General features: G+C 70.4%; 19 protein-coding genes. 8 read left to right on the plus strand and 11 right to left on the minus strand.

What is annotated here, in order from left to right; genetic code table 11:
• Positions 1-63: 63 nt before the first annotated feature.
• On the minus strand, positions 64-1095 hold the full coding sequence (gene glpX / locus ACIRL2_RS21020; RefSeq protein WP_395870409.1) for a class II fructose-bisphosphatase: 1032 nt from the start codon (positions 1093-1095) through the stop codon (positions 64-66).
• A 214-nt stretch (positions 1096-1309) separates the two neighbouring features.
• On the opposite strand from glpX, the gene ACIRL2_RS21025 reads away from it, so the two are divergent.
• Both ACIRL2_RS21025 and ACIRL2_RS21030 read left to right on the plus strand, forming a co-directional pair.
• Positions 1310-1834: a DUF4245 domain-containing protein gene (locus ACIRL2_RS21025; RefSeq protein WP_395870411.1), complete on the plus strand. Its 525-nt coding sequence runs from the start codon at positions 1310-1312 to the stop codon at positions 1832-1834.
• A 369-nt stretch (positions 1835-2203) separates the two neighbouring features.
• The gene (locus ACIRL2_RS21030; protein WP_402233947.1) at positions 2204-4948 is read left to right on the plus strand and encodes an immune inhibitor A domain-containing protein; all 2745 of its coding nucleotides are present in this window, start codon (positions 2204-2206) and stop codon (positions 4946-4948) included.
• A 117-nt stretch (positions 4949-5065) separates the two neighbouring features.
• On the opposite strand, the gene ACIRL2_RS21035 is transcribed toward ACIRL2_RS21030, so the two are convergent.
• From ACIRL2_RS21035 to ychF, 6 genes are all read right to left on the minus strand, one after another.
• A complete protein-coding gene (locus ACIRL2_RS21035) occupies positions 5066-5320 on the minus strand; it encodes an exodeoxyribonuclease VII small subunit (protein ID WP_395870415.1) in 255 nt (84 codons plus the stop codon).
• A gap of 20 nt (positions 5321-5340) precedes the next feature.
• Positions 5341-8061, minus strand: a complete 2721-nt coding sequence (locus ACIRL2_RS21040; RefSeq protein WP_402233949.1) for an immune inhibitor A domain-containing protein — start codon at positions 8059-8061, stop codon at positions 5341-5343.
• 206 nt (positions 8062-8267) lie between these two features.
• Positions 8268-9479 (minus strand): exodeoxyribonuclease VII large subunit, encoded by a 1212-nt coding sequence (gene xseA, locus ACIRL2_RS21045; RefSeq protein WP_402233951.1) that lies wholly within the window; start codon positions 9477-9479, stop codon positions 8268-8270.
• A 250-nt stretch (positions 9480-9729) separates the two neighbouring features.
• A complete protein-coding gene (locus ACIRL2_RS21050) occupies positions 9730-9984 on the minus strand; it encodes a Txe/YoeB family addiction module toxin (RefSeq protein WP_395870420.1) in 255 nt (84 codons plus the stop codon).
• Positions 9981-10262 (minus strand): type II toxin-antitoxin system Phd/YefM family antitoxin, encoded by a 282-nt coding sequence (locus ACIRL2_RS21055; protein ID WP_395870422.1) that lies wholly within the window; start codon positions 10260-10262, stop codon positions 9981-9983. Before ACIRL2_RS21055 ends, ACIRL2_RS21050 begins: the two co-directional genes overlap by 4 nt.
• A 136-nt stretch (positions 10263-10398) precedes the next feature.
• Positions 10399-11472 carry a redox-regulated ATPase YchF gene (gene ychF / locus ACIRL2_RS21060; RefSeq protein ID WP_395870423.1) on the minus strand — a complete coding sequence of 358 codons (1074 nt, stop codon included), beginning with the start codon at positions 11470-11472 and terminating at the stop codon, positions 10399-10401.
• Positions 11473-11607: 135 nt separating this feature from the next.
• Here ychF and ACIRL2_RS21065 point away from each other — a divergent pair, with 135 nt between their 5' ends.
• Together ACIRL2_RS21065 and ACIRL2_RS21070 are read left to right on the plus strand one after the other, a co-directional pair.
• Complete coding sequence (locus ACIRL2_RS21065) at positions 11608-12150, plus strand: hypothetical protein (RefSeq protein WP_395870425.1); 543 nt, start codon at positions 11608-11610, stop codon at positions 12148-12150.
• Positions 12151-12469: 319 nt separating this feature from the next.
• Positions 12470-13006: a DUF6542 domain-containing protein gene (locus tag ACIRL2_RS21070; protein ID WP_402233954.1), complete on the plus strand. Its 537-nt coding sequence runs from the start codon at positions 12470-12472 to the stop codon at positions 13004-13006.
• 204 nt (positions 13007-13210) lie between these two features.
• On the opposite strand, the gene ACIRL2_RS21075 is transcribed toward ACIRL2_RS21070, so the two are convergent.
• Positions 13211-14164 (minus strand): 4-hydroxy-3-methylbut-2-enyl diphosphate reductase, encoded by a 954-nt coding sequence (locus ACIRL2_RS21075; RefSeq protein WP_395870429.1) that lies wholly within the window; start codon positions 14162-14164, stop codon positions 13211-13213.
• A 225-nt stretch (positions 14165-14389) separates the two neighbouring features.
• Between ACIRL2_RS21075 and ACIRL2_RS21080 the strand changes: the two genes are divergently transcribed.
• Positions 14390-15409, plus strand: coding sequence for an acyltransferase (locus ACIRL2_RS21080; RefSeq protein ID WP_402233956.1), 1020 nt, complete (start codon positions 14390-14392; stop codon positions 15407-15409).
• Between the two features lie 54 nt (positions 15410-15463).
• On the opposite strand, the gene ACIRL2_RS21085 is transcribed toward ACIRL2_RS21080, so the two are convergent.
• The gene (locus ACIRL2_RS21085; RefSeq protein ID WP_402233958.1) at positions 15464-16507 is read right to left on the minus strand and encodes an alpha/beta hydrolase family esterase; all 1044 of its coding nucleotides are present in this window, start codon (positions 16505-16507) and stop codon (positions 15464-15466) included.
• A gap of 127 nt (positions 16508-16634) precedes the next feature.
• On the opposite strand from ACIRL2_RS21085, the gene ACIRL2_RS21090 reads away from it, so the two are divergent.
• The 3 genes from ACIRL2_RS21090 (at position 16635) to ACIRL2_RS21100 (ending at position 20272) form a co-directional block, all read left to right on the plus strand.
• Positions 16635-17159, plus strand: coding sequence for a (deoxy)nucleoside triphosphate pyrophosphohydrolase (locus ACIRL2_RS21090; RefSeq protein WP_395870435.1), 525 nt, complete (start codon positions 16635-16637; stop codon positions 17157-17159).
• A gap of 24 nt (positions 17160-17183) precedes the next feature.
• Positions 17184-19637: a SpoIIE family protein phosphatase gene (locus tag ACIRL2_RS21095; protein ID WP_395870437.1), complete on the plus strand. Its 2454-nt coding sequence runs from the start codon at positions 17184-17186 to the stop codon at positions 19635-19637.
• Positions 19638-19789: 152 nt separating this feature from the next.
• Complete coding sequence (locus tag ACIRL2_RS21100; protein ID WP_402233961.1) at positions 19790-20272, plus strand: HIT family protein; 483 nt, start codon at positions 19790-19792, stop codon at positions 20270-20272.
• A gap of 36 nt (positions 20273-20308) precedes the next feature.
• Here the strand turns inward: ACIRL2_RS21100 and ACIRL2_RS21105 are convergent, their stop codons facing one another.
• Positions 20309-21067, minus strand: coding sequence for a succinate dehydrogenase/fumarate reductase iron-sulfur subunit (locus ACIRL2_RS21105; RefSeq protein WP_395870444.1), 759 nt, complete (start codon positions 21065-21067; stop codon positions 20309-20311).
• Entirely contained in the window at positions 21067-22995 is a 1929-nt protein-coding gene (locus ACIRL2_RS21110) for a fumarate reductase/succinate dehydrogenase flavoprotein subunit (protein WP_395870446.1), read from the minus strand. Before ACIRL2_RS21110 ends, ACIRL2_RS21105 begins: the two co-directional genes overlap by 1 nt.
• Positions 22996-23035 lie beyond the last annotated feature (40 nt).

Here is a 23035-nt window from a genome sequence, read left to right on the forward strand (position 1 = left end):
GCCCGGCCGGCGTTTGAGGCCACCCTCGGCCGCAGGCCGGGTCAAACCCCCGGCCGCACGGCCTTAACGCGCGTGGTCGAAGTCGATCGCGCTGTACGCCCGCAGCTTCGCGAGCCGGTGCTGGCTGTCGATCTGGCGGATCGTGCCGCTCTTGGAGCGCATCACCAGCGACGACGTGAGCGCCGTGCTCGAGCGATACCGCACGCCGCGCAGGAGTTCGCCGTCGGTGATGCCGGTCGCCACGAAGAAGACGTTGTCGCCGCGGACCAGGTCGTCGGTCAGCAGCACGCGCGACAGGTCGTGGCCCGCGTCGATCGCCTTCGCCCGCTCGGCCTCGTCCTTGGGCCACAGGCGACCCTGGATCACGCCGCCCATGCACTTGATCGCGGCGGCGGTGATGATGCCCTCCGGCGTACCGCCGATGCCGAGCAGCAGGTCGACGCCGGTGCCGTCCTTGGCCGCCATGATCGCGCCGGCCACGTCGCCGTCGGTGATGAACTTGATCCGGGCGCCGGCCTCGCGGATCTCCTTGACCATCGAGTCGTGGCGGGGCCGGTCCAGGATGCAGACCGTGACGTCCTCGACGGCGCTGTGCTTGGCCTTGGCCACCCGGCGGATGTTCTCCGCGATCGGCGCGGTCAGGTCCACCACGTCGGCCGCCTCCGGGCCGGTGACCAGCTTCTCCATGTAGAACACGGCGGAGGGGTCGTACATGCTGCCCCGCTCGGACACGGCCATCACCGCGACCGCGTTGTTCATGCCCTTGGCGGTCAGCGTGGTGCCGTCGACCGGGTCGACCGCGACGTCGCACTCGGGCCCGGAGCCGTCGCCGACCCGTTCGCCGTTGAACAACATCGGGGCGTCGTCCTTCTCGCCCTCGCCGATCACCACGACACCGTTCATCGACACGGTGTGGATCAGGCTGCGCATCGCCTTCACGGCGGCGCCGTCCGCGCCGTTCTTGTCACCTCGACCGACCCAGCGGCCGGCGGCCATCGCGGCGGCCTCGGTGACCCGGACGAGTTCGAGGGCGAGGTTGCGATCCGGGGCTTCCGGCGCGACCTCGAGCTGCGGGGGTACAGATTGGTCCGTCATCTGGCGGGCCTTCCTGTAGGGGAACCGGTCCGTAACCACGAGGGGTGCCCTGATCCCCGGGAGCCGTGCGTCATCGGTGCGGGTGGCACGGCGATTGCGCGGCCCCGAGTCCGGACTGGTTCCAACGGGATTGCCCCGATGTTATCGGTGAGCGGTGTTATCGGTGCAGGTAGGCCGTGCAAAACGAGCCGGCCCGCAATGCGACCATGTTCCGGTGGCGACAAAGTCGGGTCGAGAGACCGTCCGGGACATGGTTCTTTCCCTCGGAGCATGCGGCCTCGTGGTCGGCGCGCTGTTCCTGGTGGCACCGCACAACGGTGGGGATCCGGTGAAGCGGGTGCAGTACGAGCAGTCCTTCCGCCAGGCGGCCCGGGTCTCGCCGTATCCGCTGCTCGCGCCGCAGGGGCTGAGCGAGCAGTGGCGCGCGACGTCGGTGAACTACTCGGGGTACGACCGCAACCAGACCACGTGGCACATCGGCTTCATCAACCCGAACGACAAGTACGCCGCCGTCGAGCAGACCAACGGCTTCACCGACGAACTCGTCCGGGACAAGGGCAAGCGCGGGCAGCCGGTCGGCAACCGGGACGTGGTCGGCGAGCAGTGGAAGGCCTACGACGGACCCAAGTACCGCTCGCTGGTCCGCGTTCGCGACGGCGTGACCACGATGGTCACCGGCAATGCGACTTTCGAGGATTTGACCGTTCTCGCCGCATCCCTGCGAACTGCCGCCCCGTGAGCCGATGGCCGGCGAATCCGTCGGCCATATCGGGGCGACTCGGGCGCTCGGGTGAACAGGATGTGCAGTGGCTTGTAAAGAGATTGTAAAGACCCCACGCCCTCCTCTGCCCCGCGCGTTACTCCCGCCCCTAGGGTCCGGAAGCCCGGTCGAACACGAGTCGGCATCGTCGTGACCCGATGGTTGCCCTCGCGTGTCCGCCGAGCTTTCCGAGCCGTCCCGATGTCGTGTGCGCTTGATCAGATCCCGCGCGACGTCGCTTTGCGTCCGGGGGGTCGCCCCCCGGTCGGAAAGGGGAGCACGTTGAGTCCAGCGATACCCGGGAGGGGCCCGACGCCCCCGAGCGGCGCCCGGCGGGTCAAACGCCGTGTGGCGCTGTTGTCCGTTTCCGCGCTGGCGATCACAGGGCTGGCGGCCACGACCGCGCCCTCGACATCGGCCACGCCTACGCGCGTCGACACGACGAAGGCGGTGTGGAATCCGGGCCCCGAGGACCACTACGTCAACTCCGTCGACGCGGCCATCGACACCAGTGCGCTGCCCGGCGACCCGGCCAAGGCCGCGTCGCTGAAGGCACAGAACGCCGCGGCCGACCGCAAGAACTCCGACGGCAACCCCCGTGCCGCCGCCCAGATCAAGGAGCTCGAGGCCGAGGCCGGGCGTACCGGCAAGAGCCCGGCCGAGATCAAGGCCGAGCGCAGCGGCAAGCCCGTCGACGCCAAGCAGACCGCGAAGCTGCTCACCGTCCTGGTCGAGTTCAACGACCAGGCCAACGACGACTTCTCCGGCTTCAAGCGACCGACCAGCGTTTCGGATCCGACCTGTGTGACCGAGCCTCCCGGCACGATCAAGAACGGGCCGCTGCACAACCGGATCCCGAACCCGGCGCTGAACCCGAACGACAACAACTCGCAGTGGGTGCCGAACTTCGACCAGGCCCACTACAACAAGATGCTCTACTCCAAGGAGGGCATCACCGAGCGCATGCGCACCGACCTCACGGGGCCGGACGGCAAGCCGGGCATCAGCCTCGCTGGCCAGACCATGCGCAACATGTACGAGGAGATGTCGGCCGGAAAGTACTCGGTTTCCGGCGAGGCGACGCCGTGGGTCAAGGCGCCACACTCCGAGGCCTGGTACGGCGCGGGCGCCTGCGGCAACGCGCAGCAGGACAACAGCGGCAGCCCGGCCAACCCGCTCGGCGCACAGCAGCTCGCCATCGACGCGGTCGACGAGTTGGCCAAGCAGCAGCCGAAGTTCCCGTGGGCCGACTACGACAAGGAAGACCCGGGCGACGCCGACCACGACGGCAACACCCAGGAGTCCGACGGTGTGGTGGACCACCTGGTCCTGGTGCACGCGGGCAAGGACAAGTCGGCCGGTGGCGGTGCCGAGGGCACCTACTCCATCTGGGCGCACGCGAGCACCGTGCTCTTCGGCCACCAGGTGCCCGGCAGCAACATCAAGATCGCGAACTACATCGTGCAGCCCGAGGACTCCGGAGTGGGCGTGTTCGCCCACGAGTTCGGCCACGACCTGGGCCTGCCCGACCTGTACGACAACTTCAGCGCCGGCCAGACGGACCTGAACTTCTGGGACCTGATGTCGGCCGGTTCGCACACCGGTGCGCTGTTCCAGTCGCAGCCCGCGCACATGGGCATCTGGGACAAGTACGCGCTCGGCTGGCTGACCCCCGACCTGGTCAAGGTCGGTGACCGACCCAAGGTCGCCACCCTGGGCCAGGCCGCCAAGACGCCCAAGGGCACCTCGCGGGGCATCCGGGTGAACCTGCCGAACAAGCAGGTCAAGGTCGGTACGCCGCACGGCGGCCAGAACATGTGGTACTCCGGTCAGGACCAGGCTTGGTCCGACATCCGGATCGAGCGGAACATCGCGGTGCCCGCGGGCACGGACGTGAAGTTCTGGATGTGGAACGACTACGTCATCGAGCAGGACTGGGACTTCGGCTTCGTCGAGGTGTCCACCGACAACGGTGCCACCTGGAAGCAGCTCGCGGTCAAGGACGAGTCGGGCAAGCTGGTCAGCACGCCGCCGGACTACCCGGACCCGACCAAGAACCTGGCCACATTCCGCAAGACCAGCGGTCTGACCGGCGACAGCGGCGGTTGGCGGCACGACAACGTCGACCTGGCCCCGTACGCGGGGCAGAGCATCAAGCTGCGGCTGGACCTGAACACCGACGCCGCGTTCATGGAGAAGGGTTGGTTCGCCGACGACTTCTCGCTCACCAACGGCGGCGCCACGGTGTGGTCGGACGACGTGGAGAGCGGCGACAACGGCTGGACCGCGATCAAGGGCACCAACGCGATCACCAAGGGCGAGGGTTGGGGCCGCACCGGCGGCACCTTCGAGCGGGAGCAGTACTACCTGCTCGAGTGGCGCAACCTGTCCGGCTTCGACGAGGGCCTGAAGTACGCGTACACCGGGGGCGTCAACGGCAAGACCAACCGGGTGCCGTACAACGCGCCGGGCATGCTGGTCTGGCTGCGCGACAACCAGTACCAGAACAACGGCGTCAACTTCAACATCGACAACGGGCCCTCGTGGGGCCCCAAGGGCGAGCTGTTGATCGTCGACTCGCACCCGGACCCGCTGCGCTACACCGGCGAGGCCGCGGCGCAGTTCCCGCAGGTCGACCCGAACACGCCGAACATCGAGCGGCGGAACGTCTTCGCCAACCTGCCGACCCGGCCGCAGGCCGCGAACGCGGCGTTCGGGTTCGTCAAGACGTCGCCGTTCACGGACTGCATCCCCGGTACCGCGTACTGCACGTCGTTCCCGGCGCAGGCGCCGGTGACGCTGTTCACCGACACGGTGGGCTGGGCACCGGGCACCGAGCTCTACAAGGGTCGGGTGCTTCCGAAGGACCGCTACGGCTCGACCGTGGTGCCGGCGAAGGCGCCGTACTCGACCAAGGTCACCAAGGCGGACGGTTCGCTGGACCGGGACAACTTCGGCAAGCTGTTCCACGGTTCCGAACTGGGCACGGGCAACCCGGGCTTCGACAAGGGCTACGGCGTGACCGCGCTGCCGGTGCTCCCGCTGCCGGGCAACTCCGGCGCGGTGGTCTGGATCCTGCCGGCGCAGAAGTAGCGGCCGCCGCGCACGTGTTCCTCGCGTGCGGGTAGCCGCGTACCGGTTCCAACGGAAGGGGCGCTCCCGAATTCGGGAGCGCCCCTTCTGCCGTGCGCGGCGCGCGGCGCCGGCGGGTCAGTCCTCCTCGACCGCCTCGTCCGACTCGACGCCCGCGCGCTCGGCCCGGACCGCCGCGTCCAGCCGGGCCCGGGCGCCGTCGAGCCACTGCTCGCACACCACGGCGAGTCGCTCGCCGCGCTCCCACAGGGCCAACGACTCCTCCAGGGTGATGCCGCCGGTCTCCAGGCGGCGCACGACCTCGATCAGCTCGTCACGGGCCTGCTCGTAGGCCGGTGCCTCGTCCGGCGCGGGTGCGGTCTGCTCGCTCATGCCGCCAGCCTAAGGCCGGATCACGGGCGGGCCGACGTGACCCGCACGGCGGCGCCGCGGTCCGGACGCTCCCTCGACAGCGGCGCGACCAGCGTGGCCGAGGCGCCGTAGGCGAGGTCGGGACCGGGATCGCCGGTGCCGAGCACGGAGCCCTTGTACGGCACGCCGTAGTGCGCCGGATCGGGCGCGCCGTCCGCGTCGACCACGCGGGTGCTGTACGGGCCGCGCGCGGGCACCACGGTGGACCCGTTGGTGAAGCGGTCCACCGGCGCGCCGTCGACGTACTCGACCCCCGGCGCCCAGCCGCGGTCGTCGCCGAACGCGCGGACCGGTTCGCGGGCCGCGAAGTCCTGACACCACGCGCCGTTGCCGTGACACGCCCCGAACGCCGGGGTGGGCAGGAAACCGAAGGCGGCGTCCGCGGACTGCGCTCGACTCTCCAAATTCTTCCGGGGGTTGCTCTTGACCAGGTAGTGCTCGCCGGCCTCGCCGGTCCACCGGCGCGGATCCGGATGCGCGTCCACGAGCAGCGTCTGGCCCTTGGCGCCGTAGCTGGGCGGCGCGCTCAGATTGAAGTTCACGCCGTTGTTCTGGTACTCGGCGTCGCGCAGCCACACCAGCATGCCGGGCACGTCGTAGGCCAGTCGGCGCACCCGCACGCCGCGTGCGTCGCTGTGCTCGGCGGTGTACGCGTACCGCAGGCCCTGGTCGAAGCCGACCGGCGCGCGCCACTCCATCAGGTAGTACTGCTCGCGCTCGACCTCGCCGGAGGTCCGGCCCCAGCCGGCCCCGCGGGTCACCGTGTTGGTGCCCTTGATCGCGGTCCAGCCGTTGTCGCCGCTCTCCACGTCGTCCGACCACACCGTGGCGCCGCCGTTGGTGAGCGAGAAGTCGTCGGCGAACCAACCCTTCTCCATGAACGCGGCGTCGGTGTTCAGGTCCAGCCGCAGCTTGATGCTCTGCCCCGCGTACGGGGCCAGGTCGACGTTGTCGTGCCGCCAGCCGCCGGTGTCGCCGGTGAGGCCGTTGACCTTGCGCAACTCGGCGAGGTTGCGGTTCGGGTCGGGATAGCCGGGCGGGGTGCTGACCAGGTTGCCCGCGTCGTCGTGCACGGCGAGTTGGGTCCAATTCGCGCCGTCGTCGGTGGACACCTCGACGAAGCCGAAGTCCCAGTCCTGTTCGATGGTGTAGTCGTTCCACATCGAGAAGGTCGCGGACCCGCCGGCGGGCACCGCGAGGTCGCGGACGAGGCGGGCGTCGGACCATTCCTGGTCCCGCTCCGAGTACCACATGTTCGCGCCGCTGTGCGGGGTGCCGATCCGGACCCGTTCGGTGGGCAGGTCCACCCGAACCGCGGCCAGGGTGCCGGGCGCGGGCTCGGCGGCGGCGCCGAGCGAGACGGTACGCGAGCCGCCGCCGACCGGCACCACCGGCGGATCGATCCAGCCCAGCACGTACTTCGACCACGCGCCCAGGTGCGTGGGCATGGTCTGGAACAGCGGCCCGGCGTGCGAACCGGAGGACATCAGGTCCCAGAAGTCGACGTCGGTCTCGCCGCCGCTGAAGTTGTCGTACAGGTCGGGCAGGCCCAGGTCGTGGCCGAACTCGTGGGCGAACACGCCCACTCCGGAGTCCTCGGGCTGGACGATGTAGTTCGCCACCTTGAGGTCGGTGCCCGGGATGGGGTGTCCGCGCAGCACGGTGCTCGCGTGCGCCCAGATCGCGTAGGTGCCCTCGGCACCGCCGCCCGCCGACTTGTCCTTGCCCGCGTGCACGAGCACGAGGTGGTCGATCACGCCGTCGGGCTCCTGGGTGTCGCCGTCGTCGTCGGCGTCGCCCGGGTCCTCCCGGTCGTAGTCGGCCCAGGGGAGGTTCGGCTGCTGTTTCGCCAACTCGTCGACCGCGTCGGTGACGAACTGCCGCACTCCGCGCGGGTTCTGTGGACTGCCGCTGTTGTCCTGGCGGATCGCGCCGCAGTGGCCGGCCGCGTACCAGGCCTCGGAGTGCGGCACGCTCACCCAGCCCGCGGCCTCACCGCCGATCGTGTACGCGCCGTGCGACATCTCCCGGTACATGTTGCGCATGGTCAGCCCCGCGAGGCTGACGCCGGGCCGGCCGTCCGGGCCGGTGAGGTCGGGACGGACCCGCTCGGTGATGCCCTCCTCGGAGTAGAGCATGCGGTCGTAGTGGGCCTTGTCGAAGTCCGGGACCCACAGCGTGTTGTTGTCCCGGCCGGCGACGGCCGGGTCGGGGAGCAGGTTGTGCCGGGGGCCGTTCTTGACCGTGCCCGGCGGCTCGGTCACGCAGGTCGGGTCCGCGACGCTCGTCGGTCGGCTGAAACCGGAGAAGTCGTCGTCGGCGTGGTCGTTGAACTCGACCAGGATGGTCAACAGCCGGGCGTCGCGGGTGCCGGCCCCGGCCTGGGCGCGTGGGCTGACCCCGGTTCGGGCCGCGGTCGCCTCGGCCCGGGCGAGCCGGCGCGCGGGGGCGGGGTTGCCGGCGGCGAACTTGCGGTCGTACTGCCGGGCCCGTCGGTCGGCCGCGAGCGCGCGCTCACGGACCTCGGGGGACGCGCCCGGCGGGCCGTCGGGCGGCAGCGGGTCCCTCGGTGCGACGTAGTTGACGTAGGAGTCGGCGGCTGACGGATTCCACCGCGCGGGCGAGTCGTCGGCGGCGGCCACGGAGGACGTGGCGACGCCGGTGAGCAACAGCGCGGACGCGGCGAGCAGATGACGCAACACACGCGCAAACTAAGCCGTTTTCGCCGCCGATCGGGTGAGACATGACTGCTTGTCATACGAACGGGTCAATGATGGGGATTTGGGGGCAGGCGGGACGTGTGGCGTGATGGGGCGTGGCGATCGGGCCGGGGCGGTCGCCGGTGGATTCGGCGGTGGGTTCGAGTCGGGGCCGGTGACGGGCTTGCCGACGGGCGCCTCCGGGGTGATCAGTCCTTCGGGACGACCACGTCGAAGCGTCCGGCCGCCACCCGGGCGGTCAACCGCTCGCCGGCCGCCACCTCCGCGGGATCGCGCACGGCGTGCCCGTCCGCCCGCTGCAACACCGCGTAGCCGCGCTCCAGGGTGGCCGCGGGGGAGAGTGCGACGACCCGCGCGCGGGTGTGCGCCAGGTCACTCTCGGCGCGGTCCAGGAGGTGGCGCAGGGTGCGCCGGGAGCGGTCCACGAGGGCGGCCACCTCCTCCGCGCGCAGGTCCACCATGCGTTGCGGATCGGCCAGCACCGGACGCGAACGGGCGGCCCGCAACCCCTGGTACTCCCGATCGAGCCGGGCCCGCAGCGCGAGCCGCCCCCGATCGCGCACCTGGTGCACCCGGTGCATCTCCTCGCGGATGTCCGGCACGATCCGCTTCGCGGCGTCGGTGGGCGTGGACGCCCGATAGTCGGCCACCAGGTCCAGCAGCGGCGAGTCCGGCTCGTGCCCGATCGCGCTCACCACCGGCGTCGTACAGGCGAAGACGACCCGTACCAACTCCTCGCTGGAGAACGGCAACAGGTCCTCCACACTGCCGCCGCCCCGGGCCACCACGATCAGGTCGACGTCGGGGTCCGCGTCCAAAGCGCGGATCGCCTCGACCACCTGCGACACCGCGCTCACCCCCTGCACCGCGACGTTGCGCACCGCGAACCGTACGGCCGGCCAACGCCGCTGGGCGTTCTCCAACACGTCCCGCTCGGCCGCCGAGGCGCGCCCGCAGACCAGGCCGATGCGATGCGGCAGGAACGGCAACGCCTGCTTGTGCCGGGGATCGAACAGCCCCTCGGCGGTCAGCGCCCGCTTGAGCTGCTCCAACCGGGCCAACAACTCGCCGATCCCCACCGGTCGGATCTCCGCGGCCCGCAACGACAACGTCCCACGTGCCCGATACCAGTCCGCCTTCGCGTGCACGACCACCCGCGAGCCCTCGGCCACGATGTCCCCGACCGCGTCGAAGACCTTCCGATAGCAGGTCACCGAGATGGACACATCCTGCTCGGCATCCCGCAGCGTCATGAACACCACGCCCGCCCCCGGTCGCCGACTGAGCTGCGTGATCTGCCCCTCGACCCACACATCCCCCAGCCGATCGATCCACCCTCCGATCAACCGAGAGATCTCGGCCACGGGCAGGGGCGCGTCGGCGGAAGTCGTGAGAGCCATCCCCAGAGGCTAACCGGCCGACCGCCCGCCCGGGACGACGCGCGCCGAGGCCGGCGACCCGCACAACAGATCGACCCCCACGTGCGTTTCCAGGGATAGGAGAATCGCGATGCCGCCGCGGGCAGCCGGCCCTCCGTGTGTGCCGCTCCGGCGAATGCTGGAAGGCACCGTGGGCGGAGTGTTCGAGGCTCCGGACGGTGTCCGGGCCGCCTCCGGCCACGGGCCTTCGACGTCTCGAGTTCGGCCGGCGTCAGTAGTGATAGCGGGCGGCGAGGATAACGACCTCGCTGTCCGCGACCAGGTAGACGAGGCGGTGCTCGTCGTCGATCCGCCGCGACCAGGCGCCGGGCAGGTGGTACTTGAGCGGCTCGGGCTTGCCGATCCCGGTGCAGGGGTCGCGCCGCACATCCTCGATCAGCTTGTTGATCCTGGCGAGCATCTTGCGGTCGTTCCTGAGCCAGGAGGTGTAGTCCTCCCACCCGTGATCCTCGAAGACGAGCCTCACTCGGTGTCGACCTCGTCATTCGCCGAGTCGGGGTCGACCAGCGCACGCTCGGAGACGTTGCCGCCGCTCAGCGCGTTCTCGTAGGCCTTGAGCAGACGACGAGCGTTCGCCGGCGAGCGCAGCAGGTAGGAGCCTTCCCGCAGGGCCGCGTAGTCCTCGGCGGAGATGAGGACGGCGTTCCCGTGCTTGGAGACGATCTCGATGGCCTCGTGATCGTCGTTGACCTTCTTTATCAACGGGAAGAGATCCCTGCGGGCCTCGCTCGCGGTGATCGACATGACGTCACACCTTTCGGCAAGTGGTACCGAATAACGTACCACTTTTCATTGGCGAAGCCGGAAGAACGGCGACGGGCCCGCCTCCGAGAAGGCGGACCCGTACGGTGTGCGGTGCCGGTGCGGCGACCGGCGATGGTCAGACGTTGAAGCGGAACTCCACCACGTCGCCGTCCTGCATGATGTAGTCCTTGCCCTCCATGCGGGCCTTGCCCTTGGTGCGGGCCTCGGCGCGGCTGCCGGTTTCGACCAGGTCGTCGAAGCCGATCACCTCGGCCTTGATGAAGCCGCGCTGGAAGTCGGTGTGGATCACACCGGCCGCCTCGGGGGCGGTGGCGCCCTTGGCGACGGTCCAGGCGCGGGCCTCCTTGGGGCCGGCCGTGAGGTAGGTCTGCAGGCCCAGGGTGTCGAAGCCGACCCGGGCCAGGATGGACAGGCCGGATTCCTCCTGGCCCAGGCTCTGCAGCAGTTCCAGCGCCTCGGCCTCGTCCAGTTCGATCAGCTCGGACTCGATCTTGGCGTCCAGGAAGATTGCCTCGGCCGGCGCGACCAACTCCCGCAGTTCGTCCTTGAGCTCCTCGTTGACCAGTTCGTCCTCGTCGACGTTGAAGACGTACAGGAAGGGCTTGGCGGTGAGCAGGTGCAGCTCGCGCAGCGGCTCCGGGTCGAGGCCGGCGGCGAAGACCGTGGTGCCCGCCTCCAGCACCTGCTTGGCCTTCTCCACGGCGGCGGCGACCGCGACCTTGTCCTTTTGCAGGCGCGAGTCCTTCTGCAGGCGCGGCAGGACCTTCTCGATCGTCTGCAGGTCGGCCAGGATCAGCTCGGTCTCGATGATCTCCTTGTCGTCGACCGGCGAGATCTTGCCGTCGACGTGCACCACGTCCGGGTCGGTGAAGACCCGGATGACCTGGCAGATCGCGTCCGACTCGCGGATGTTGGCGAGGAACTTGTTGCCCAGGCCCTCACCCTCGGAGGCGCCGCGCACGATGCCCGCGATGTCCACGAAGTCGACCGTGGCCGGGACCTTCTTGGCCGATCCGAAGATCTCCGCCAGCTTGTCCAGACGCGGGTCCGGCACGCCCACCACGCCCACGTTCGGCTCGATGGTCGCGAACGGGTAGTTCGCCGCGAGCACGTCGTTCTTGGTCAGGGCGTTGAAAAGCGTCGACTTGCCGACGTTGGGCAGGCCGACGATTCCGATGGTGAGCGACAACTGGATTCCCTGGCTTCTCGGCGATCGATGTGGCGCGCTGCGGACATACAAGCGCCTTCGGAAAGTGTAGGTGGTGGCCTGTGGCCAGTAGCATCCCTGGTTTCGTACGCCGGCCACTCAACGACGGGGACATCGATGAGCCGCACCTCGAACACCCAGCACAACCGCAGGCAGCTCATCGACGGCGTGCTGTGGGAGTCCAAGCCCATGCGCGTCCTGCTGTTCACCGCGTTCATCCCGATCGCGCTCGGCTTCCTCGACCTGGCCGGCCTCGGACTGCCGACCGTCGTGGCCGTGGCCCTCTACGGCGGGCTCAGCCTCTTCGTACTCGTCGGCTTCGCGCTCTACCAGTACCGCAAGCTCTCGATCGGCCCCAACGGTCTGGTCTTCCACGGCCTGTTCCGCACGCGCGGCCTGCGTTGGGAGGAGATCTCCTCGGTCGAGGTCAAGCTCAAGGCCAACGCGGGTGACAGCCCCTGCTACGCGGTGGTGCGCTGCGCGATGCGGGCCGGCGGCCGCAAGCAGCACACGATCAACTTCCTGGGCAAGGAGATGTTGCCGTACCTGGCCGTGGACCTGCGCTGGTACGCCGCCTCGCGCGCCATCCCGGTCCAGGTCCTCGGCACCGCCGAGGTGGTTCACGCCGTGGACACGGTGGAGAGCGGCGCCCGGGCGTGACCGACGCCACGCCCATCCGACGACCCGGGTGAATTACTCGACCCGAACTGCCACCAATCCCGGCCGGGAAAGCGTCCTCCCTGGTGAACCCGAGAAATCGGGGGCAGGAAACAGATCGGTCGAGGACGAGGTGAGCGGCGACCGGGCGGACGTTTCGACACGGGCGGAGTGAGGTTTTTCGTGTTCTTGGACGGTTTTGACCGTGATGCGGCAATACCTTGGGTGGATGGAACAGCGCAGCCGAGCGGGAGCGCGTCCCGTACCGACCCGGAACCCCCGGAAAAGGCCGCCCGTGCCGGCGCCGGGACGAGGTGACGCCGTGCGCCGTCGATCCGTTTCGTCCGCGCCGATTCCACCGGCCTCGACACCCGCCGACCGCGAACCGCCCCGGGAGCGCACCGGCCCTCGGCCCCACCCTCGTCGCCCCGGCGCCCCCTCGCGGCGGGCGAACGGCGCGCCCGGCGGATACCGCCCGTCCGGCAGCGGCCTGACCGCCGCCGGTGCGGCCGTGTTCGGCTTCGGCGGCACCCTGCTCGGCGGCCTCGTCGACCACCTGGCCACCGATCGGCTGGGATTCGTGTTCGGGTTCGCGTTCCTGGTCGCCTCGGTGTTCGTGGCCTGGAAGGTGCGCGCCCAGGACTGGCTCGCCGCGATCATCACGCCGCCGATCGCGTTCGCCACGACCGTCGTGCTCGTGAGCACCCTGCTGGGCGACGACACGCAGGAGAGCCATCTCTCCCGGGTGGGCCTGGACCTGATCACCGCGCTGTCCTTCAAGGCCGGTCTGCTGTGGGGCGGTACCGCCCTGGCCGCCGTCGTCGTCCTGGTCAAACGCCGCGCGGCCGACCACCCGTAGCGCGAATCCCGCGAGCCCGCGATACGCGGGGCGGGTCCGCGTACGCCGAAAAGGCCCCGGGCGCGCCGAAAGGCTCGCGGGTGCGCTCGAAAGAGCCGAGCGGGCGCCGAAAAGCCGACGGGCCCGTCCGATGCCTCGGACCGGCCCGTCACCGACAAGTCGCCCACATCACGCACCCCGCGCCCGCCACCGGCACGCGCGGCCTCAGGCGTTGCGCAGGTCCCGGCGCAGCTCCTGCGGCAGCGCGAACTGCAGACGCTCCTCCACCGATCGGTGAATGTGCACGTCGCCGAAGCCGCGCTCGGCCAGCCACGCCAGCACGCCGTCCACGAGCACCTCGGGCACCGACGCGCCGGAGGTGACGCCGACCGTGCCGACCCCCTCCAGCCACTCGTCCTTCAGCTCTTCCGCGTAGTCGACCAGGTACGACGCCCGGGCGCCCGCCTCCAGCGCGACCTCGACCAGCCGCACCGAGTTGGACGAGTTGGTCGAGCCGACCACGATCACCAGGTCCGACTCGGCGGCGATCTGCTTGACCGCGACCTGGCGGTTCTGCGTCGCGTAGCAGATGTCGTCACTCGGCGGGTCGATCAGCAGCGGGAGCCGCTTGCGCAACTCCTTGACCGTGGCGATGGTCTCGTCCACGGACAGCGTGGTCTGGGACAGCCAGGCCACCTTCGACGGGTCGCGCACCTCGACGTTCGCGACGCCCTCGGGGCCGTCCACCAGGTGGATGTGATCGGGCGCCTCACCGGCGGTGCCGATCACCTCCTCGTGGCCCTCGTGGCCGATCAGGAGGATGTCGTAGCCCTCCTCGGCGAAGCGCACGGCCTCCTTGTGCACCTTGGTCACGAGCGGGCACGTGGCGTCGATCGTGCGCAGCGAACGGGCCGCCGCCTCCTCGTGCACCACGGGAGCCACACCGTGGGCGGAGAAGACGACCGTGGCGCCCTCGGGCACCTCCGCCGTCTCGTCCACGAAGATCGCCCCGCGCTTCTCCAGCGTCTCGACGACGTATTTGTTGTGCACGATCTGCTTGCGCACGTACACCGGCGCACCGTACAGATCGAGGGCCTTCTCGACGGTCTCGACGGCTCGGTCGACGCCCGCGCAGTACCCCCGGGGGGCGGCGAGCAGGACGCGGCTGGTTGACGACATGTGTCCATCGTACGGGCGGCCACGCGTGCTCCACCGGGGCCCGCGCGGCAAAGCGCGCGTAATAGGGTCCTTTGTCGAGGCCGGCCGTCGGTGCGCCGCGCCCCGGACAGGACCAGGTCCACTCCACCCACGCCGTCCACGGGAAGACGTCGGATGCCCTTCAGCTCAGCGGAACGGCCCGGAAACGACACGTCGCGTCGATCGGAGTCCGCGAAGCGGCGCCGGGTGAGCTGGGATCTGCTGCGGGTGACGTTCGTGGGGCTGGTGCTGCTGTTCCACGGCACCCATCTGGCCCGGCAGTGGCATCCCGAATTGGCCGCGCGTCCGTTCGTCTTTCCGTACCAGTTGGGCGCGAGCCTGCTCCTGGTCGTGTCCGGCTACTTCGCGGCGGTCTCGCTGCGCAAGGGCGACGTGGTGCGCTGGTGGGTCGGCCGGATGGCGCGGATGTTGCCGGCGTTCTTCGTCGGCGTGCTCGGCACGTCGCTGTTCCTGCGGCTGTGCGCGCCGCCGGGATGGTACGCGCCGAACCTGCGCGACGTGCTCGCCAATCTGGCCATGCTCTGGAACTGGAAACCGCAGTCGTACACCTATGTGGACGCGGCCTACTGGACGATTCCGCTGCAACTGGTGTGGTTCACCGCGATCTTCGCGCTGTGGCGCTCGCGCCGGGTGCACGGGGACGCGACGGTGCGCACGTTGTGGCTGGTGTTGTGCCTCGAACTGTTCCTGTTGCCGGTCCGGCTGCACCTGCAATCGGAGGCGTTCCGCACGCTCTACGACGGGTTCGGGCTCTACCGCGTGCACCTGTTCGTCGCCGGCATCGGGGTGCACCTGTGGTCACGGCATCGCGTCCGCGGCCCGCACGCGGTGTTCCTGCTCGGCGCGTGCTCGTTCGTGCACCTGTGCCAGACCCGGCACGCGTCCTGGACGGTCGGACTCGCGCTGGGCATCGCCGCGATCTGCGTCGCGGCGCTGGGGCCGGACTGGGACCGATGCGTGCCCGCGTGGGCGGGTCGCGCGCTGCAGTGGACGGCCGGGATCACCTACGCGATGTACCTGGTGCACCAGTCGATCGGCTACGTGGTGATGCGCCGACTCCAGGACCACGGCGTCGGCGCGGTGGGGCAACTGCTCGCGTTGGGTGTGCTGGCGGTGCTGCTCGGCTGGCTGCTCACGGTGCTGGTGGAACGTCCCGCGCATCGCGCGATCATGCGCGGCTTCGATCGGTTGCGGCCGAAGCCCTGAGCGGCGGTCCGGCTAGGTGCTGCCGCGCGCGATCCCCGGGCATTCCTCGCGCCCTCACAGCGTGTACTCGGAGAAGAACGCCCACATCAGTTCATTGGCCGAGATCTCCTGGTTGATCCGGCCGAAGCCGCGCACCTCGGTGCCCGCCGCGCCCGGCCAGGTGTGCCCCGCGTCGGACTGCGTGTACAGGACCACCGCCGCGCCGCCCGCGCAGCCGGTGTACGCCGTGCGCTCGACGTGCCGGGACACGCGGGTGCGTACCGCCGTGCTCGGGCAGTCGTCGACGGCCGCCCAGCGCCGCGCCGCCTCGGTCACCGAATAGGTCCAGCGCGACGCCCGCCCACCGTCGTAGGGGTTGGCCTGGTCGGCCAGGCCGTGGAAGGTCAGCACCGGGACCGGTCGGATCGGTCGGCACGGCGCCGGCCGCGCGCCGTCGGTGCCGTCCGCGCGCAGGCCCGCGACCGGCGCCACGGCCGCTATCCGCCGACTCAGCGTGCAGGCCAACAGCGAGGTCATCCGCGCCCCGCCGGAGAATCCGGTCGCGTACACGCGCCGGTCGTCCAGGCACAACGAGCGGTCGAGCGCGTCCAGCGTGGCGCCGACGAAGCCGACCTCGTCCCGGCCGCCGACCGCGGCCGGGTGGCCGCCGTACAGCGGCACACCGGGGATGTTCCAGGCCCGCCCGCCGGTCGTCCCGGGGTAGCTCAGGCCGCCCTCCGGGATCGCCACGACGAAGCCGTAGCGCTCGGCGGACGCGCCCAGACCGGTGATGGCCATCTGCGCCGCGCCGGTGCTGTTGCTGCCGTGCAGGTTCAGCACCAGCGGCCGCGGCCGGGCGCCGTCGTAGCTGCGCGGGACGTACGCCTGGACCCGGTAGGTCTCGCCGGAGAAGGACACCGGCACGGCCACCCACCCCTGCCGGTCCCGCCCGTCGCACCCGGTGTCCGCGGCGGCGGATCCGGTCGCCGCGGCCGGGCCGTCCTGGCGGGCCGTCAACCGGGCCAGCGCGAACACCGCGAGCACCGCCGCGACCGCGGCGAACACCGCGAGCACCCGGCACACCCGCAGGCCGGTACACCGGAATCCCGCCACAGCCACCCCACCTCGTTCGGTGATCCGGGTCCGGATCCGGTCCGTTTCGCGAGCATGTCCCCGAAGACAGACGTTCGCGAACCGTCCAAGGTTGCCTCATACGGCGACCGCTCGGCACGTAGAGTTGTCCGCCATGACCGGGACCCGCATCGTCGTCGGCGCCGCGATCCTCCACCGAGGGCGCGTACTCGCCGCGTGCCGCAGCGCGCCGGCGGAGTTGGCGGGTGGTTGGGAGTTCCCCGGCGGCAAGGTCGAGCCGGGCGAGAGCGAGGCCGCGGCCCTGGTCCGGGAGTGCCACGAGGAGCTCGGCGCGACGGTGCGACCGGTACGCCGGCTGCCCGGCGCCTGGCCGCTCGCGCGTGGGTATGTGCTGCACGTGTGGCTCGCCGACCTGGTCGCGGGCGAGCCCCGGGCGCTCCAGGACCACTCGGCGCTGCGCTGGCTCGGCTCCGGCGAGGTGTCCGGGCTCGACTGGCTGGCCCCCGATCGCCCGGCCGCGGAACTGGTCGCGAAGGTGCTCGCGAAACCGGTCGCGGCCGAGTCGGAGAAGCGGTCCACAGGCCCCGAAATGCCGCCGAGAACACCTGTCGGGTCGACTCGGCCGCACCCGGCGGCCGGGCTTGAGAACGTGATCAACCGGGAAAACGGTCCGGAGTAGCAGCGACAAAGGGATCCGCCGTCCATGGAGCAGCGCCGAGAAGCCGATCGGAATCCGGGGGACGCGACCCGGCGATCCACGGCGCCCGGTTCCCTGTTCGATCTCGTCCCGTCGGCCACGTGGGTGCTCGACGCCGAGGGTCGGATCGTGATGTGGAGCGCCGCCGCCGAGCAGTTGTTCGGCTATCGACGCGAGGACATCCTCGGAGCCCGCGCGGTCGACCTGGTGCATCCGCCGTTCACCGCCGCGCAGGAGGCCGCCACGGGGCAGGCCGTCGCGGGTGCGGACGTCTTCGCCGGCTCGTACACGATGCGCAGGGGCGACGGCACGCTGTGCACGGTGGAGTCGCGCGCGGCCTTCGCCGAGGACCTGGCCGGGAACCGGTTCGTCCTGATCACCTCGATGGACTCGACGGTGGTGCGCAAGGTCGAGGCCGACCTGGCGATCCGCGAGGCGCTGTTCGACCAGTCGCCGATCGGCGTGGGCATCTTCGACGCCGACCTGCGCTACGTCGCGGTCAACGACGCGCTCGCCGCGATCAACCGGCTGCCCGTGGAGGAACACATCGGGCGCCGGCTCGAGGAGGTCCGTCCCGGGATGGACACCGAGCGGGTGCGCACGATCCAGCAGCGGGTGCTGGAGACCGGCGAGCCCGTGGTCGACTCGCGGATCTTCGGCCCGATCCCCACCGACGGCAGCCCGCGCACCGTGTGGTCGATGTCGTACAACCGGCTGGAGGCGCCCGGCGGCCGGATCCTGGGCATCAGCTGTTCGCTGATCGACGTGACCGAGCGGCACTACGCGATGGTCAAGGTGGACGCCGCGCGCAAGCGGCTCGCGCTGCTGAACGAGGCGGGCACCCGACTCGGCGCCACCCTGGACATCCCCCGGATCGCCGAGGAGCTGACCGCGTCGGTGGTGCCCGGCTTCGCCGACCTGGCCGCGGTGGACCTGCTCGACGCGATCGTGCAGGGCGAGGAGATCCCGCCCGGCGCGCACGCCGAGAAGGCCCGCCTGCAACGTGTGGCCTCGCGCGGCGCGCGCCCGGGGCGATACACCGACGAACTGCTCCGTCAGGGCAGCACCCTGGTCTACGCGGCCGACTCGACGTTCGGCCGATGTCTGCGCACGGGCGGCTCGTACCTGATGCGCAACGTGCAGGACGACATGTACGACGAGCTGATCCACGATCCCGGCCGGGCCGAGGCCGCCCGCGCGCTGGGCCTGCACACGATGATCGTGGTGCCGCTCAGCGCCCGGGGCGTGGTGCTCGGCACGATGCTGCTCGGACGCGGCGAGGGCCGACCCGCGTTCGACCCGGACGACCTCACGCTCGCCACCGAACTGGGCTCGCGCGCGGCCGTTTCGGTGGACAACGCGCGGCTGTACCACCACCAGCGCGAGACCGCGGTGATGCTCCAGCGCAGCCTGTTGCCACAGAACCTGCCCACGCTGCCGGGCATCGCGGTCGCGCACCGCTACCTGCCGGGCAGTTCGGTGACCGAGGTCGGCGGCGACTGGTACGACGTGATCCCGCTGTCCGGCGGCCGGATCGGGCTCGTGGTCGGCGACGTGATGGGCCACGGCGTGCACGCGGCGGCGGTGATGGGCCAACTGCGCACCGCGGTACGCACGCTCGCGGGCCTGGAGTTGCCGCCGGCCGAGGTGCTCGGGCACCTGGACGACATCGTGGTGGGCCTGGGCGAGCTGCACTACGCGACGTGTGTCTACGTGGTCTACGACCCGGTGGCGCGCACCTGCGAGTTCGCCAGCGCGGGGCACATGCCGCCGGTCCTGGTACCGCCGGGCGGCCGGCCGCGCGTGGTCGACAACCCGCCCGGGACGGTGCTGGGGGTGGGCGGCCTCGGCTTCGAACAGGGCGATTTCGCGGTCGAGTCGGGCAGCACCCTGGTGTTGTACACCGACGGCCTGGTGGAGACCCGTGATCGCTCGCTCGACGTCGGCATCGACCTGCTCTGCACTGCCGTGGCGGGCCCCCTGGGCACCCTCGAGCAGACCGCGGACAAGGTGGTCGCGGACGTGCACGAGGAGCCGGGATTCGACGACGTCGCCCTGCTCGTGGCCCGCCTGGACGCGCTCGCCGAGGACTCGGTCGCCTCCTGGTGGCTGCCGGCCGAACCCGCGGTGGTCTCCCGCGCCCGCGAACTCAGCCGCAAGACCCTCACCGAGTGGGGCCTGGACGCGCTGGTCGACATCACCGAACTGCTGGTCAGCGAACTCGTCACGAACGCGCTGCGCTACGGCGCGGGCCCGATCCGACTGCGCCTGCTGCGCGGCCGGGCCCTGCTGTGCGAGGTCGCGGACGCCGGCACCACCCTTCCGCGCATGCGTGAGGCCGAGGACACCGACGAGGGCGGCCGCGGCCTGCAACTCGTCAACCAACTCGCCGAACGCTGGGGCAGCCGAAAGTCCGGCCACGGCAAGACGGTCTGGTTCGAACTGCCTTTGCCGGAGTAGCCGTTGCCGATCGACGCCGTGGACAATCGACACGGCCGGCCGCGCCGGTCGACAACAAACAATGGCCCCGCCATCGGCGGAACCGCCGTCCGGTTCATTGATGTGCCGTACGACGGCACGTCGTCCGGGGCGTAATCGAGGGGGACCGCCGGATGGGATCGAGTGCGGCCGGGTGCCACTCCTGCGAGCAGGAGGCGCTGTTCGCGGAGTTGCCGACGCGGGAGCGGGTCGCGTTCGACGCGCACTGGCGGGTGGCGCACGCGTTCGACAGTGCGCTCGAGGGGTGGTTGGTGCTGGTTCCTCGGCGGCATGTCGAGTCGATCGCGGAGTTGACCGAGGCCGAGGCGCTCACGCTCGGGACCTGGCAGGTCGCCCTCGCGCGGGCGTTGCGCGAGGTGACCGGCTGCACGAAGACCTATGTGGCGCAGTTCGCCGAGCGCGAGGGGTTCGCGCACGTGCACTTCCACATCGTGCCGCGACCGCCCGACTCGGTGGCGGAGCTGCGCGGGCCGCGCGCGTTTGCGATGCTCGGGCGTCCGGAGGGCGAGCGGGTCGCGGCCGAGCGGATGGACGCGTTGGCCGACGCTCTGCGCGCGGTGCTGGGCCGACCGGCGATTTCCGGCCGGCCCAGGTGACGACGCGAGGCTCTGGGCCGAGCGTCGTCCCGCCCCTCAGTCCCCGGACCCCCGTCGCCGGATCTTGTTGCCCAGCCACACCAGCGGGTCGTACTTGCGGTCCGCGACCCGCTCCTTCATCGGAATCAGCGCGTTGTCGGTGATGTGGATGTTCTCCGGACACACGTCCGTACAACACTTGGTGATGTTGCACAGGCCCAGGCCGTGCTCCTCCTGGGCGGCCTTCTGCCGGTCCGCGACGTCCAGGGGGTGCATGTCCAGCTCGGCGATCCGCATCAGGAAGCGCGGGCCGGAGAAGGCCGCCTTGTTGTCCTCGAAGTCACGGATGACGTGGCAGGTGTTCTGGCACAGGAAGCACTCGATGCACTTGCGGAACTCCTGCGAGCGTTCGACGTCGACCTGCTGCATGCGGTACTCGCCCGGCTCCAGGCCGGGCGGCGGCGTGAACGAGGGCACCTGCCGGGCCTTGGCGTAGTTGAACGACACGTCGGTGACCAGGTCGCGGATCACCGGGAACGTGCGCATCGGGGTGACCGTGACCACCTCCTCCGGCGTGAACGTGCTCATCCGCGTCATGCACAACAGCCGGGGCCGGCCGTTGATCTCGGCGCTGCACGAACCACACTTGCCCGCCTTGCAGTTCCACCGCACCGCGAGGTCCGGCGCCTGGGTGGCCTGCAGGCGATGGATGATGTCGAGGACCACCTCGCCCTCGTTCACCTCGACCTTGAAGTCGCACAGCTCGCCGCCGGCCTCGTCGCCGCGCCAGATCCGAAAGTCCGCCTTGTAGGACATCAGCCGTCCTCCCCGGGAAGTTCCGCGTCGGTCAGGTACTTCTTCAGCTCGTCGCGCTCGAAGAGTTCGAGCAGGTCGGCACGCATCGGTACGGCCTCGCTCCGGGTCAGGGCCACGGACAGGTGCTCCGCGTCCGGGTCGACGATCGAGCACGCGAGCACCACCCGACGCCACTGCGCGGACATCCCGGGGAAGTCGTCGCGGGTGTGCCCGCCCCGGCTCTCCTGGCGTTCCAGTGCCGAGCGCGCCACGCACTCGCAGACCAGCAGCATGTTCCGCAGGTCCAGGGCCAGGTGCCAGCCCGGGTTGTACTGCCGGTGGCCCTCCACGCCCGCCTTGGCCGCGCGCGCCTTGAGCTCCTCCAGGCGGCCCAGCGCCTCGGTCATCTCGCTCTCTTTGCGGATGATGCCGACCAGGTCGTTCATGGTCTGCTGGAGTTCCTGGTGGACCGTGTACGGGTTCTCCGCGCTTTCCACCGCGAACGGCGCGAGCGCCTCGGCGGCGGCCGCGTCGATCTGCTCCTGGGCGGCTTCGCGCCGCGCCTCGCCGATCTCCTCGGCATAGCGCGCCGCGTGCTCGCCCGCCCGACGGCCGAACACCAGCAGGTCGGACAGCGAGTTCCCGCCGAGCCGATTGCTGCCGTGCATGCCGCCGGCGACCTCACCGGCCGCGTACAGGCCCAGCACGCCCGGCGTCGCGGCGGTGTCCGGATCCACCGCGATCCCGCCCATCACGTAGTGGCAGGTGGGCCCGACCTCCATCGCCTCGGCCGTGATGTCGACGTCGGCCAGTTCCTTGAACTGGTGGTACATCGACGGGAGTTTGCGGCGGATCTCCTCGGTCCCGCCGGCCATCCGGCCGACCACGGTCAGGAACACCCCGCCGTGCGGCGACCCCCGGCCCGCCTTGACCTCGGAGTTGATCGCACGGGCGACCTCGTCCCGGGGCAGCAACTCGGGCGGGCGCTTGTTGTTCTCCTGGTCGTTGTACCAACGGTCGCCCTCGGCCTCGGACTTGGCGTACTTCTCCTTGAACACGTCCGGGATGTAATCGAACATGAAGCGCCTGCCCTCGGAGTTGAGCAGCACTCCGCCGTCCCCGCGCACCGACTCGGTGACCAGGATTCCCTTCACCGACGGCGGCCAGACCATGCCGGTCGGGTGGAACTGGACGAACTCCATGTTGATCAGCGGCGCGCCCGCGAGCAACGCGAGGGCCTGCCCGTCCCCCGTGTACTCCCACGAGTTCGAGGTCACCTTGAAGCCCTTGCCGATCCCGCCGGTGGCCAGCACGACGGCCGGCGCGTCGAACACCGTGAAGCGGCCCGACTCGCGCCAGTAGCCGAACGCGCCGGTGATCCGGGTGCCGGCCTCGGAACCCGCGTCCGGGACGGTCAACAGGCGGGTGATCGTGCACTCCTGAAAGACCTTCAGTCGTGCCTCGGGATCGCCGAACTCGCGCTCGTCCTGCTGTTGCAGGGCGACGATCTGCTGCTGGAGGGTACGGATCAGCTCCAGACCGGTGCGGTCGCCGACGTGTGCCAGCCGCGGATACTCGTGGCCGCCGAAGTTGCGCTGACTGATCCGACCGTCCGCGGTGCGGTCGAACAACGCGCCCCAGGACTCCAACTCCCAGACCCGGTCCGGGGCTTCCTTCGCGTGCAGTTCGGCCATCCGCCAGTGGTTGAGGAACTTGCCGCCGCGCATCGTGTCGCGGAAGTGCACCTTCCAACTGTCCTGCGAGTTGACGTTGCCCATCGAGGCGGCGATCCCGCCCTCGGCCATCACGGTATGGGCCTTGCCGAACAGCGACTTGCAGACGACGGCGGTGCGCAGGCCGCGCATCCGGGCCTCGATCGCGGCCCGCAACCCGGCGCCGCCCGCGCCGATCACGACCACGTCGTACGAATGACGTTCCACTTCGGACACGAGTGCCACTCCTGTACTGGGCTGGGCCGGGGTGTTTCCG

The organism is Embleya sp. NPDC127516, assembly GCF_044765325.1.
GTDB lineage: Bacteria > Actinomycetota > Actinomycetes > Streptomycetales > Streptomycetaceae > Embleya.